This window comes from Microbacterium meiriae, from assembly GCF_032364335.1.
Taxonomy (GTDB): Bacteria; Actinomycetota; Actinomycetes; order Actinomycetales; family Microbacteriaceae; genus Microbacterium; species Microbacterium meiriae.
Genome location: NZ_CP133984.1, coordinates 2,506,215 through 2,519,412, shown reverse-complemented (window position 1 = coordinate 2,519,412; position 13,198 = coordinate 2,506,215). Strand labels below are relative to the sequence as shown.

Here is a 13,198-nt window from a genome sequence, read left to right as displayed (position 1 = left end):
ACCCGCAGCCTGTCTCCCCGGCGTAGCGTGGGGACATGACGAACCGTCTCGCCGACACCCTCAGCCCGTACCTTCGGGCGCACGCCGACAACCCCGTCGACTGGTACCCGTGGGGGGAAGAGGCGTTCGCCGAGGCCCGCCGCCGAGACGTGCCGATGCTGATCTCGATCGGCTACTCCACCTGTCACTGGTGTCATGTGATGGCACGCGAGTCGTTCGCCGACCCCGAGACCGCCGCCCGCATCAACGAGGGATTCGTCGCGGTGAAGGTCGATCGCGAGGAGCATCCGCACGTCGACGGGGCCTACATGGCCGCCGCGTCCGCGTTCACGCAGAACCTCGGCTGGCCGCTCACGGTGTTCACCACCCCCGCCGGTCGCGCGTTCTATGCGGGGACGTACTGGCCGCCCGAGGCGCGACCGCCGATGCCGGCGTTCCGCGATGTGCTGGCCGCCGTGCGCGAGGCCTGGACGACGCGCCGCGCGCAGGCCGAGGAGTCCGCGGACGCGGTGACCGCAGCCCTCGCAGAGGCTGCGCAGGCCACGCCCTCGACCCTCCCGGACACCGCCGCGCTCGCCGAGGCCGCCCGCGGACTCGCCGCCAGGGAGGACAGCGAGTTCGGCGGCTTCGGCGGAGCTCCCAAGTTCCCGGTGGCCACGACCCTGCGGTTCCTGCAGCAGCCCCTCGTCCGCGAGGCCGCGCCGGAGGCCGCGGCAGCAGCCGAGCGCGCGCTCACGGCGATGGCGGGCTCTGCTCTGCGGGATGCCGACGGCGGGTTCTTCCGCTATGCGACCCGGCGCGACTGGACGGTGCCGCACTACGAGCGCATGCTGACCGACAACGCCCAGCTTCTCGAGGTCGCGCTCGACACCGGCGACGAGGAGACCGCCCGCGGAATCGCCCGCTTCCTGCTCGGCACGCTGCGGCGGGAGGGCGGCGGTTTCGGCGCCGCTCAGGACTCCGAGTCGTGGATCGACGGGGCCCGCAGCGAGGGCGGCTACTACCTCCGCCCGGTCCCGGAGCGCGCCACGCTGGAGCCGCCGGCGGTGGACGACAAGGTCATCACAGGATGGAACGGCCTCGCGGTCGCGGCACTCGCCAGGGCGGGTGCGACGCTCGGCGAGGACGCGTGGGTCGCCGCCGCCGCGGACGCCGCCGACGCCGTGCTCCGCACCAATCGCGGTGGCGACGGCGCTCTCGTGCGGGCGTCCTTGGATGGCCGGGCCTCCGCCGCGGTGGCCACTGCGGCCGACCTCGCCCTCCTCGCCGACGGCCTGTTCGCCCTGGCGGCGGCGACCGGCGACGTCGCTCCCGCGGTCACGGGGCGGGACCTCCTCGACGAGGTGCTGGACGGAGCCGGGGGAGACGACCCGCTGCTCCGCGCGCAGGGCATCGCCGCCTCGCCCGATCACACCGACGGAGACCTCCCCTCGGACACGGCGGCGGTCGCGCAGGCCGCGCTCACCGCCTGGCGGCTCGGAGCGGGCGACCGGTACCGCGCGGCGGCGGCCGAGCGGGTGGAGGCGCTCGCCTCCCGGGCGCTCGCCCAGCCCTTCGCGCACGGCAGCCTGCTCCGGGTCGCCGCCGGACTCGTCGCGGCCCCGCGGCAGCTCGTCGTGGTCACGGAGGACCCCGGGGGAGCGCTCGCCGCCGCGGCACGCGGAGCCGATGCCGATGTCATCGTCGTCGTCAGCCCGGCGCAGGCCACGGCGTTCGCCGCCGAGGGTTTCGAACTGTTCGACGGCAAGGAGGCGACAGCCGAGCGCGCCTACGACTGCCGCGCCTTCGTGTGCCGCCTGCCGGTGAGCGATCCGGCCGCGGTGTCGCACGCACGGTGAGCGCCCTTCCCCGGAGCAGGGGTGTGCAATCTGCCTAGCGTGCGGCACCCAGGTGGCGTTCGATTGCGCGCGATGCGCAGCTTCGAGTGCACGGTTTGCCCAGCGCCTGCCATCCGTTCTAGGGTGACGCGACCCCTCTCGGATCACAGCAAGGATGCTCTGACGATGACCCTCTCCGCCCGCGCCGGCCTCGACGCCGTGCCCGCCTACCGACAGGGGCGCTCCGCCCCGGCCGGTGCCTCCAAACTCTCCTCGAACGAGTCGCCGCACCCGCCGCTGCCCTCCGTCGTGCAGGCCGTGCAGGACCGGGTCGCCGGCATCCACCGCTACCCGGACATGAGCGCCTCCGCGGTCCGGGAGGCGCTCGCCGCCCGGTACGCCGTGGACCCGGCCCAGGTGACCGTCGGCGCCGGGTCGGTGGAGATCGCCGCCCAGCTCATCCACGCGGTCGCCGGCGAGGGCGACGAGGTCGTCTTCGCATGGCGGTCCTTCGAGGCGTACCCCTCGCTCGTCCGGATCGCGGGTGCCACGCCTGTCGCCGTGCCGCTGGACGCCGACCACGGACACGACCTCGACGCGATGCGCGCCGCGATCACCCCGCGCACGCGTCTCGTGTTCGTGTGCAACCCCAACAACCCGACCGGCACCGTCGTCGACGCCGAGGCGCTGGAGCGCTTCGTCGCCGCGGTGCCGCACGACGTCCTCGTCGTCATCGACGAGGCCTATGTGCACTTCGACCGCACGGGCAGCCGCGGTGCCGGGATCGAGCTGTTCCGTCGGCACCCGCACGTCGCGGTGCTGCACACGTTCTCCAAGGCGTACGGCCTGGCCGGCCTCCGCATCGGCTACGCGATCGCCCCCACCGCGATCGCCGAGGCGCAGCGCAAGGTGGCCGTGCCGTTCGGGGTCACCGACCTCGCCCAGGCCGCGGCCCTCGCCTCCCTCGCTGCGGAGGACGAGCTCGCCGCCCGCATCGACGAGGTCGTGGCGCAGCGCGATCGGCTGCACACCGTGCTCACGGCGGCCGGCTGGCCCGCCGTCCGCTCGCAGGCCAACTTCGTCTGGGTTCCCGCGGGGGAGCGCACCGCCGACCTCGACGCCCTCCTGCACGCCGGGGGCGTGGTCGCCCGCGCCTTCCCCGGCGAGGGCGTGCGAATCTCGTCCGGATCCGCCGCTGACATCGACCGGGTGGAAGCCGCCCTCGAGACCGAGCTCGCCGAGGTGAACGCATGAGCGATGGACGCATGACCAACGATCCCGTGACCGAGGTCCCCGTCACCACGACGACCACGAAGGGCCTGCACCCGGGCCTCACCCGCCGCCAGATCTCCATGATGGGGCTCGGCGGCGCGATCGGCGCGGGGCTGTTCGTCGGCTCAGGGCAGGCGATCAGCATCGCCGGACCCGCCGTGCTGATCTCCTACCTCGTCGCGGGCGGCATCGTCGTGCTCGTGATGGCGATGCTCGCCGAGATGGTCGCGGCCCGCCCGAGCTCCGGCGCCTTCAGCTCCTACGCCCAGAAGGCCATGGGGCGCAGCGCCGGAAGCGCGGTGGGCTGGCTGTACTGGATCCAGCTGGTCGTCGTGATCGCCGCCGAGGCGACCGGCGCGGCCGGGATCGTGGCGAACTGGGTGCCCGGGATCCCCGCGTGGGTCTGGGTGCTGGTCTTCGTCGTCGCCCTCACCGCGGTGAACCTCTTCGGCGTGCGCAACTACGGCCGTTTCGAGTTCTGGTTCGCGGCGATCAAGGTCGCCGCGATCATCGCCTTCCTCATCGTCGGCGTGTGCGCGATCATCGGACTCATCCCCGGTGTGCCGGCGACGGGGATCTCGAACCTCGTGGACGAGGGCGGCTTCGCCCCGCACGGGATCACCGGCATCGCGGCGGCGCTCCTCATCGTCGTCTTCGCGTTCGGCGGCACCGAGGTCGTGGCGATCGCCGCGGCCGAGTCCGACGACCCCGCGCGGAACATCCGCCGGATCGTGCGCGAGGTGCTCGTGCGCATCCTCATCTTCTACGTCGGCTCGATCTTCGTCATCGTCGCGGTGCTCCCGTGGGACGACCCCGCCGTGCAGGCCGGTCCGTTCTCGGCCGTGCTGGACACGCTGAACATCCCGGGCGTCGGTCTCGTGATGGACCTCATCGTGGTGATCGCGCTGCTCTCGGCCATGAACGCCAACATCTACGGCGCCTCCCGGATGGCGTACTCGCTGGGGGAGCGGGGACTGGCGCCGCTGTCCGTCACCCGGACGAGCCTCAAGGGCGTCCCGTTCGTCGCGGTGCTCGCCTCGGTGGCCTTCGGGTTCGTCACCGTCGGACTGAACTGGGCGTTCCCGGACGTCGTGCTCCCGGCGCTGCTGAACGTCGTGGGGTCGACCCTGCTGGTGATCTGGACGGCGACGGCGATCTCGCAGATCGTGCTGCGACGGCGGGCCGACCGTGCCGGCGAGGCGATGCCTATGCGGCTCTGGGGCTTCCCCTGGGTGTCGTGGCTGTGCCTGGTGCTGCTGGCCGCCGTGATCGCGCTCGCGATGATCGACCCGGCCGCGCGCATCCAGCTGCTGCTCACGCTCGGGCTCACCGCGGTGCTGCTCGTCGTCGCCCGCCTGACGCGGGGTGTCTCCCGCCCCGGCATCGTCAGGGAGTGACGTGCGGATCGATCGCCTCGACGCCGCGCTGATCCGGCTGCTGACGGAGTCGCCGCAGCTGCCTCTCCTCGAGTGCGCGCGCCGGCTGGGCATCGCGCGAGGGACGGCCACCAGCCGCCTCGCGCGGCTGCACGAGGGCGGGGTGATCGAGGCGATCGTGCCGCGCATCGACCCCGCCGGCTTCGGCTACGGCGTCGTGGCGTTCTGCCTCGTCGAGATCGATCAGAAGGTCGGGCACGACGATGTGGCGACGGCCCTCGCGGACGCGGTGCCGGAGATCGTCGACATGCACACCGTGACCGGCGCGAGCGACATGCAGCTCCGGCTCGTCGCGCGCGACGCGACCCGGCTCCAGGAGGTGCTGGACCGGGTCGCCCTGGTGCCGGGCGTCGCGCGGACGGCGTCCTCGATCGCCATGCGCACCCACCTCTCCGGTCGCGTGCTCCCGCTCGTTGAGCACGTGGCCGACGAGATCCCCTGACCGGGGTTCACGGCGCGGCGGGTCAGACCCAGCCGGGCAGCCAGTTGTGCAGGCGCCAGAAGTCGTACGGCACGCTCATCCCCGTCCACAGCGGCAGGAAGAACGCCGAGACGAGGACGACGACGCCGAGGAAGATCAGGACGGTCCGCTCTCCGGACTGGCGGCGCACGAGCGGATCCTCGCGGCGCCCCGCGATGATCCGCAGCGTGACGGTGAGCGCGAGCACGAGGAACGGCATCATCACGACCGTGTAGAACTGGAAGATCGTCCGCTCAGGGAACATCAGCCAGGGGAGGTAGGTGACGGCGAGCCCCACGAGCGGAAGACTCAGGGCCGGGCCGACCGGCTGCCGGGTGATCCAGCCGCGGATGAGGCGGTAGAGCAGGTACACGCCGGCCGCGACGCCGCCGTACCAGATGAGCGGGTTGGGGATCGCCGAGATCACGCCGATGCAGTGGTCGACGCCGCAGCCGGTGGGGTCGCTGTCCACCCACACCGCCGTCGGGCGGAGCAGGAAGGGCCACTCCCACGCCGGGCTCGCGTACGGGTGTCCTCGGGTGAGGCCCACGTGGAAGCCGAGCATCGCCTCGTGGTAGTTCCACAGCGCGACGAGCGGGTTCGGATCGCTGCCGCGGTCGTAGCCGTTCGCCGTCACCAGCCATCCGGTCCAGCTCGCGAGGTACACCGCGAGCGCGGGGACGACGAGGAGCACGAACGACACCGGCCCCTGCCGGAAGACCGCGGATGCCGGCCATACGACGACCCCGCCGCGGCGCCGGGCGAGGGCATCGGTGATCACGACGTAGAGGCCGAAGCCCGCGAGCACGTACAGTCCTGACCACTTCACCGCCGAGGCGGCGCCGAGCGCGAGACCCGCGGCGACGAGCCAGGGACGGCGCCACAGGATCGGTCCCCACAGCGGATCCTCGTCGTCGGGATTCCGGCGTTCGAGCAGCGGGATCGTGTGCTGGCGGTCGATGAGCACGAACAGCACGCCCAGCAGCACGAAGAAGGTGAGGATGCCGTCGAGCAGCGCGATCCGGCTCATCACGATGCTGAGGCCGTCGATCGCGAGGAGCGTGCCGGCCACGGTCGCCGCCACGACCGAACCGGTCAGACGTCGGGCGATGAGGTAGACCAGCAGCACGGATGCTGCGCCGAGCACGGCGGTCGCGAGACGCCAGCCGGCGCTGTTGTCCGGTCCGCCGATGGCCATGCCCAGCGCGATCAGCCACTTCCCGAGCGGCGGGTGCACGATGAACGCACCCTTGTTCGTCAGGGGGAGCTCCTGCAGGGTGATGAACGCGTCGTTCGCGTTCTCTCCCCACACCCCCTCGTAGCCGAGGCTCCACAGCGACCAGGCGTCCTTGACGTAGTAGGTCTCGTCGAAGGCGAGCTGATGGGGATGGCCGACGTTCGCCAGGCGCAGCACCGCGGCGAGGGCGGTGATCAGCAGCGGGGCCAACCAGCCCATCGCTCGGCCCCAGTCCGGGGCGTGCAGCACGCGGTCGCGGAGCCGCTCGTAGCGCGTGAGCCGCTCCTCGGGGGCGGGCAGCAGGGGCTCGGGCGCGGTCACCGGTCCAGCCTAGACACACTCCGCCCTGTGCTTCCGGTATGCCGGCACCGGTCCGCTCCGACGGCCCCGACTCAGGCCCACGCCTAAGCTGGGCGGGTGATCATCCTCGCCGCGACCCCGATCGGAAACCTGGGCGATGCGTCGCGGCGACTCGTGGAGGTGCTGGAGAACGCGGAGATCGTCGTCGCGGAGGACACCCGCACGACGCAGCGACTCCTGCAGGCCCTGAAGATCGACAACCGGCCCCGGCTGATCGCGCTGCACGACCACAACGAGAAGCAGAAGGCCGCGGAGCTGGCCGCGCTCGCCGCGGAGACCGACCTCGTGGTGCTGAGCGACGCGGGGATGCCGACCGTGAGCGATCCGGGATACGGTCTCGTCGCCGAGGCCGTGGCGCAGGGGGTCACGGTCACCGCCATTCCCGGACCCAGCGCGGTGCTCATGGCACTGGCGATCTCGGGGCTTCCCACGGACCGCTTCACCTTCGAGGGGTTCCTGCCGCGGAAGCCGGGGGAGCGCCGGGCGACCCTCTCCGCCCTCGCCGCCGAGCCCCGCACGATGGTGTTCTTCGAGTCGCCCTCGCGCCTCGCGACGACCCTCACCGACATGGGGGCCGCCTTCGGCGCAGACCGCCGGATCGCCGTGTGCCGGGAGCTGACGAAGCTGTACGAGGAGGTCCGTCGCGGCACCGCGTCCGAGCTCGCAGCCTGGGCCGCCGACGGGGTGAAGGGCGAGATCGTCGTGGTCGTCGAGGGTGCGCCGCGGCGGGAGGCCTCGCCGGAGGACGCCCTCGCTCAGGTGCAGGCCCTGGTCGCGGACGGCACCCGGTTGAAGGACGCGGCCTCCGAGGTCGCGGCCCTGACGGGCCTGTCCTCCCGAGACCTGTATCAGGCCGCCCTTGCGGCGCGGTCACGGTGACTCCCGTCGCGGATTCGCACCCCGGTCGCAGGGATTCCGGGGAGGCGTGCGGCGCGGGTCCGGATCTGCGACCTCCCGCGGGACAGGAGTCGGTCGCGCGAGCCTACGACGAGAGGGCCGCGGAGTACCTCGAGGTCGCGGGGGACCTGGGGCTGATGGATCCGCGCGACCGCGAGCTCATCCGCCGCTGGCGCGATGAGACTCCGGGGATGCTGCTCGACGCGGGGTGCGGTCCCGGTCACTGGACGGCCTTTCTCCACGGGGGTGACGGCGCAGAGTTCGAAACCGGGCGCGACGTCGAGGGGATCGACCTCTCCACGGCCTTCATCCACGGGGCGAGGGTTCGGTATCCGCACCTCACGTTCCATCACGGGTCGTTCCGGACGCTGCCGCAGGCATCGGGCACGGTCGGCGGCATCCTCGCGTGGTACTCGGTGATCCACACGCCTCCGGCCGAGCTCACGGAGGTGTTCGCCGAGTTCGCTCGGGTGCTCGCCCCCGGCGGGAGCCTGCTCCTCGGATACTTCGTCGGCGAACCCCGGGCGGCCTTCGCTCATGCGGTCGCACCCGCGTTCTTCTGGACCGCCGAGGCCCTGTCCCCGCTGCTCGCCGCCGCCGGCCTCGAGCTGCAGTGGTCCGAGGCCCGCGAGCGAGAGCCCGGCGAGATCAGCTCCCGCCCCCACGGATCCCTCCGCGCCCGCAGCGCGTGATCCTGCACCGTCCAGGAACCCCGTCGCAGATCTGCACCGTGTCGCAGGTTCTGGCACCATCCGTGCGACACCGACGCGAATCTGCGCCCGCGCGCGGGAGGGGACGGGGGCACCGGGGGAGACTGTCCTACGCTGACAGAACCAGAACCAGAACCGGAACCGGAACCGGAACCAGAACCAGAACCGCGGGGGAGAGGAGCACGCGTGAGCAAGGCCGCGACGGTGTACGACGTCGCTGAGCGCGCCGGAGTGTCGATCGCGACCGTCTCGCGTGTGCTGCGCTCGCCGGAGGCCGTCCGTCCGGTGACCCGGGAGCGGGTGCTCGACGCGGTCGCCGCGCTGGGCTACGTCCCCAGCGGCAGTGCGCGGGGTCTGGCCGAGCGTCGGACGGGGGTGCTGGGGCTGTACTTCCCCCAGTTCGACGCCGCCGAGGACGCCCCGCCGCTCGATGTGCTGTCCGCCGCCGCGCGCCCGCCGTTCACGGTCGTGTCGGACGAAGCCGACCCGCCGCACTCCTCGATGCTGTTCCTCGACGAAGTCCTGCGGGGGGCCGAGCTGGAGGCGTGGAAGCAGGGGTTCGTGCTCATGGTGGGCGTCGGACGTGACGACCCCGACCGCTCGACCGTCCGCGACATGGCCGGCCGGGTGGACGGACTCATGGTGCTCGCCCGCAGCGTGCCGGACGAGGTGCTGGCGCGGCTGGGGCGGCGTATCCCGGTGGTCGTGCTGTCCGGGCCGCCGCGGGGCGATGCCTACGACCACGTCACGGTGAGCAACGCCGAGGCGATGGGGGAGCTGACCCGCCATGTGCTGTCGCAGGTCGGGGAGGGGGAGATCGTCTTCCTCGCCGGGCCGGCCGACTCGCCGGACGCGGAGCAACGGTGGGAGGGCGTGTCGACCGCGCTCGCCGCAGCGGGGCGTGATCCGGCAGCGGTGCGCGTGCTGCGGGGCGACTTCACACGGGCCTCCGGGCGCCGGGCCGGGCAGGAGCTCACGCGCGACGGCGTGCCCGCCGCGCTCATCGCCGCCAACGACCAGATGGCACTCGGGGCGATGGACGTGTTCCGTGCTGCGGGCGTGCAGGTGCCGGACGACGTGCTCGTGACGGGGTTCGACGGCATCGAGGCGGCGACCCTGGTGTCGCCGCCGCTGACCACGATCCGGCAGCCGATGATCGAGCTCGGACGCGCGGCCGTGCAGGTGCTCGCGCGACGGCTGGAGCAGCCGGACGCCCCGCCGCTCACCACGCGTCTGCCCCTCCAGATCCTCCTCCGCGAGAGCTCCACGCGCCCGGCCTGAGTCGCCGCGACCGCGCCGCCCCGGAGGACCCCCTGGCTCGTCACGGGGTTGCCGATTCAAAATGTATGCGCTTACAATCTGGTGTACGGCTTCGGCCGGCAGGACTCCCCACCCCCCGGGGCGCCCTTCATGACAGAGACGACATGAGGTCATCCAGTGGCAGAGACGCACACCTTCCGACGCTGGCGCCGCGCCGCCGTCGTGGGGCTCGCGGCCGCAGCGGTCGCGCTCAGCGGCTGCAGCATCCAGATCAGCTCGCAGCCCGACCCGTCGATCGGCGACGACACGATGCTCATCAACGCCGACAAGGGAAACCCGTTCTTCACGCAGAACTTCAACCCCTACCTCACCAACACCAGGACCGCCTCGCGGTGGATCTACGAGCCGCTCATCCTGGTGAACCCGCTCGACGGCGAGCTCACCCCGTGGCTCGCGTCCGAGTGGACCCAGCCCGACGCCCGCACGATCGTGATGACGATCCGCGACGGCGTCGAGTGGAGCGACGGCGAGGCGCTCACCCCGGAGGACGTGGCGTTCACGTTCCAGCTCATCAAGGACGAGCCCTCGCTCGACATCAAGGGCGCGTGGCAGCACATCGACCGCATCGAGATCGACGGCGACGACATCGTGTTCCACCTGCAGAGCGACGACGCGCCGTCGCTGTCGATCCTCGGGCAGACCATGATCGTCCCCGAGCACCTGTGGGCGGATGTGAAGGACCCGGCCACCTGGCGCAACGAGGAGCCGGTCGGGACCGGGCCGTTCGTGCTCGGCAACTACAACGACCAGCAGTACTCGATGGACCGCAACCCGGACTACTGGCAGGCGGACAGGATCGAGATCGAGCACATCATCCTGCCGGCCACGAACACGCAGCTCGACACCGTGACCCGCGGCTACGACTGGGCCTACTCCTTCATCTCCGACGTCGAGGGCACCTGGGGAGCGGCGAGTCCCGACAACACCTGGTGGTTCCCGCCGGGCGGCGTCATCTCGCTCGTGCCGAACCTCGAGGTCGCGCCCTTCGACGACGTGAATGTCCGCCGCGGCATCGCGCTCGCGCTCGACCGGGAGGAGATCGCGGAGACCGCCTCCGAGGGGTACATGCAGCCCGCAGGGCAGACCGGGCTCATCCTGCCCAACCAGGAGCAGTACCTCGACCCGGAGATCCCCGATCAGGGCATGCTCGCGCAGGACCGCGACGCCGCGCTCGCGGCGTTCGCCGAGTCCGGGTACACCCTGCAGGGCGACCAGCTCGTCGGCCCGGACGGCGAGCAGCTCGCGTTCTCGTTGACCACCGCCAACGGTTTCTCCGACTGGACGCGCGCCGCCCAGACCGTGCAGCGGCAGCTGGCAGACATCGGCGTCAAGGTGTCGCTCAAGCTCCCGCAGCCCGCGGGCTACCAGAGCGCGATCGGCACCGGCGACTTCGAGATGGCGATCGGCGGCATGGGCAACGGCGACGTGTACCAGGCCTACAACAGCCTGCTCTCCAGCGACTTCTACGTGCCGGCCGGCGAGGTGACCACCAACAACTTCGAGCGCTACCGCTCGCCGGAGGCCGACGCCCTCCTGGAGGAGTTCCGCGCGACGATCGATCCCGAGCGCCAGACCGAGATCGTGCACGAGCTGCAGAGCATCGTGTACGAGGAGGTCCCCGTGATCGGCATGTACTACGGCGGGATCTGGGGCCTGTTCAACGACGCGAAGTTCACCGGCTGGCCCTCCGCGGACGATCCGTACATGATCCCGCAGAACTACGACTCGGCGCCCCTGGGGATCTTCACCCACCTGAAGCGCACGGACGGGGGAGACCAGTGAAGTACGTCCTCCAGAAGATCGGCCTGTTCGTGCTCACCCTGTGGGCCGCGATCACCCTGAACTTCTTCCTGCCCCGCCTGATGCCCGGCTCTCCCGCCGACGCTGCGATCGCGAAGCTCTCCCAGAACGGTCCGGTCTCCGACGCCACGCGCGCCGCGATCGAGGCCCAGCTCGGGGTGCCGACCGGTTCGATGTGGGACCAGTACGTGGCCTACCTCGGCCAGGTCGTCCGGCTCGACTTCGGCGTCTCGTACACGTTCTACCCGCAGACCGTGTCGAGCATGGTCTCCACCGCGCTGCCCTACACGCTCGGCCTCGTCGGCATCGTCACGATCCTCGCGTTCGTGATCGGCACGCTGATCGGCGTGATGGCCGCCTGGCGGCGCGGCACGTGGCTGGACTCGCTGCCGACGCTGACCGGGTCGTTCCTCAGCACGTTCCCGTACTTCTGGACGGCGCTGCTGCTGCTGTTCTTCCTCGGCTACGTGCTGCATTGGTTCCCGACCACCGGCGCCTACTCGGCGACGACCACCCCGGGGTTCACCTGGGACTTCATCGTCGACCTCGTCCGGCACGCGTTCCTGCCCGCGCTGACGATCCTGCTCACCTCCCTCGGCGGCTGGATCATCGGCATGCGCAACGCGATGATCAACACGCTCGGCGAGGATTACATCACCTTCGGCGAGGCGAACGGCCTCCGCGGTCGCACCATCGCCCTCCGCTACGCGGCCCGCAACGCGATCCTGCCGAACCTCACCGGCTTCGGGCTCACGCTCGGCGGCGTGGTGGGCGGCTCGATCCTCGTCGAGCAGGTGTTCGGATACCCGGGCATCGGCTACCTGCTGTTCAACGCCGTGATCGGGCAGGACTACCCGCTCATGCAGGCGCTCTTCCTGATGATCACCGTGAGCGTGCTCATCGCCAACTTCCTCGTGGACATCCTCTACGGGGTTCTCGACCCGAGGACTCGACGATGACGACCCCGAACCCCACCCCCAGCACCGTGACCGTCAAGGTCCCGACCGACCGCATCGCGGCGCCCAGCCCCTGGCGCGCCTTCGGCCGCATGGTCGGCACCCTGTGGTCCAACGGCAAGGCCCGCATCGGCCTCTGCCTCCTCGCGTTCTTCGTGCTCGTCGCCGTGTTCGCCCCGCTCCTGGCCCCCTACGGGCCGAAGGAGAACGGCTTCCCGCGGAACGCCGACGCCTCGTGGGAGCACTGGCTCGGCACGACCGCCGCAGGGGAGGACGTGCTCAGCCAGCTCATCTACGGAGCGCAGGTCAGCCTCCTCGTGGGCTTCGCGGCGGGGCTCCTCTCCACGATCGTCGCGGTGCTCATCGGCCTGAGCTGGGGCTACATGCGCGGCTTCGCGGGCGAGGTCGTCGGGTTCATCGTGAACCTCTTCCTCGTGATCCCCGGCCTTCCGCTGATGATCGTGATCGCCGCCTACCTGCAGAACGGCGGCATCCTCATGATCATCGCCGTGATCGTCGTGACCGGATGGGCGTGGGGTGCGCGCGTGCTGCGCAGTCAGACCCAGTCCCTCCGCGGCAACGACTTCGTCACCTCGGCGCAGTTCTCCGGCGACAGCAGGGCTCGCATCGTCTTCCGGGAGATCCTGCCGAACATGACCTCGATCATCGCCGGGACGCTCTTCGGGGCGGCGACGGCGGCGATCCTCGCCGAGGCGGGGCTGGAGTTCCTCGGGCTGGGCGACTCCAGCATCGTCAGCTGGGGCACGATGCTCTACTGGGCGCAGAACTCCAACTCCCTGCTCACCGGCCAGTGGCTGCTGCTGTTCGCGCCCGGTCTGTGCATCGCGCTGCTCGCCCTCAGCCTCACACTCATCAACTTCGGCGTGGACGGCATCTCCAATCCGCGCCTCCGCGAAGGGAAGGGCCGATGAG

The 13,198-nt window shown here is 71.3% G+C and carries 11 protein-coding genes; 10 read left to right on the top strand and 1 reads right to left on the bottom strand.

The window, feature by feature from the left end; translation table 11 throughout:
- Positions 1–35 precede the first annotated feature (35 nt).
- From RI211_RS12130 to RI211_RS12115, 4 genes are all read left to right on the top strand, one after another.
- Positions 36–1,838 (top strand): thioredoxin domain-containing protein, encoded by a 1,803-nt coding sequence (locus RI211_RS12130; protein ID WP_315637930.1) that lies wholly within the window; start codon positions 36–38, stop codon positions 1,836–1,838.
- 165 nt (positions 1,839–2,003) lie between these two features.
- The gene (gene hisC, locus RI211_RS12125) at positions 2,004–3,071 is read left to right on the top strand and encodes a histidinol-phosphate transaminase (protein WP_315637931.1); all 1,068 of its coding nucleotides are present in this window, start codon (positions 2,004–2,006) and stop codon (positions 3,069–3,071) included.
- Between the two features lie 11 nt (positions 3,072–3,082).
- Entirely contained in the window at positions 3,083–4,486 is a 1,404-nt protein-coding gene (locus RI211_RS12120; protein ID WP_396654948.1) for an amino acid permease, read from the top strand.
- A gap of 1 nt (position 4,487) precedes the next feature.
- Positions 4,488–4,967 (top strand): Lrp/AsnC family transcriptional regulator, encoded by a 480-nt coding sequence (locus RI211_RS12115; RefSeq protein WP_144882465.1) that lies wholly within the window; start codon positions 4,488–4,490, stop codon positions 4,965–4,967.
- Between the two features lie 22 nt (positions 4,968–4,989).
- Here the strand turns inward: RI211_RS12115 and RI211_RS12110 are convergent, their stop codons facing one another.
- Complete coding sequence (locus RI211_RS12110) at positions 4,990–6,543, bottom strand: dolichyl-phosphate-mannose--protein mannosyltransferase (RefSeq protein WP_315637933.1); 1,554 nt, start codon at positions 6,541–6,543, stop codon at positions 4,990–4,992.
- 96 nt (positions 6,544–6,639) lie between these two features.
- Here RI211_RS12110 and rsmI point away from each other — a divergent pair, with 96 nt between their 5' ends.
- The 6 genes from rsmI to RI211_RS12080 all read left to right on the top strand — a co-directional run bounded on the left by rsmI (position 6,640) and on the right by RI211_RS12080 (position 13,197).
- A complete protein-coding gene (gene rsmI, locus RI211_RS12105) occupies positions 6,640–7,461 on the top strand; it encodes a 16S rRNA (cytidine(1402)-2'-O)-methyltransferase (RefSeq protein ID WP_259951490.1) in 822 nt (273 codons plus the stop codon).
- A 155-nt stretch (positions 7,462–7,616) separates the two neighbouring features.
- A complete protein-coding gene (locus RI211_RS12100; protein ID WP_315637934.1) occupies positions 7,617–8,171 on the top strand; it encodes a class I SAM-dependent methyltransferase in 555 nt (184 codons plus the stop codon).
- 204 nt (positions 8,172–8,375) lie between these two features.
- Positions 8,376–9,470 (top strand): LacI family DNA-binding transcriptional regulator, encoded by a 1,095-nt coding sequence (locus RI211_RS12095; protein WP_315637935.1) that lies wholly within the window; start codon positions 8,376–8,378, stop codon positions 9,468–9,470.
- Between the two features lie 156 nt (positions 9,471–9,626).
- Positions 9,627–11,291: an ABC transporter substrate-binding protein gene (locus RI211_RS12090; protein ID WP_315637936.1), complete on the top strand. Its 1,665-nt coding sequence runs from the start codon at positions 9,627–9,629 to the stop codon at positions 11,289–11,291.
- Positions 11,288–12,268, top strand: coding sequence for an ABC transporter permease (locus RI211_RS12085; protein WP_187661998.1), 981 nt, complete (start codon positions 11,288–11,290; stop codon positions 12,266–12,268). The genes RI211_RS12090 and RI211_RS12085 overlap by 4 nt, the downstream gene beginning before the upstream one ends.
- A complete protein-coding gene (locus RI211_RS12080; protein ID WP_280565617.1) occupies positions 12,265–13,197 on the top strand; it encodes an ABC transporter permease in 933 nt (310 codons plus the stop codon). Before RI211_RS12085 ends, RI211_RS12080 begins: the two co-directional genes overlap by 4 nt.
- The last annotated feature ends 1 nt before the right edge of the window (position 13,198 follow it).

What these genes read in the sequence shown, in the direction of transcription:
- RI211_RS12120 (WP_396654948.1), top strand. Translation starts at nt 3,083, where the DNA reads ATGACCAACGATCCCGTGACCGAGGTCCCCGTCACCACGACGACCACG.
- RI211_RS12130 (WP_315637930.1), top strand. Translation starts at nt 36, where the DNA reads ATGACGAACCGTCTCGCCGACACCCTCAGCCCGTACCTTCGGGCGCAC.
- RI211_RS12080 (WP_280565617.1), top strand. Translation starts at nt 12,265, where the DNA reads ATGACGACCCCGAACCCCACCCCCAGCACCGTGACCGTCAAGGTCCCG.
- RI211_RS12100 (WP_315637934.1), top strand. Translation starts at nt 7,617, where the DNA reads ATGGATCCGCGCGACCGCGAGCTCATCCGCCGCTGGCGCGATGAGACT.
- hisC (WP_315637931.1), top strand. Translation starts at nt 2,004, where the DNA reads ATGACCCTCTCCGCCCGCGCCGGCCTCGACGCCGTGCCCGCCTACCGA.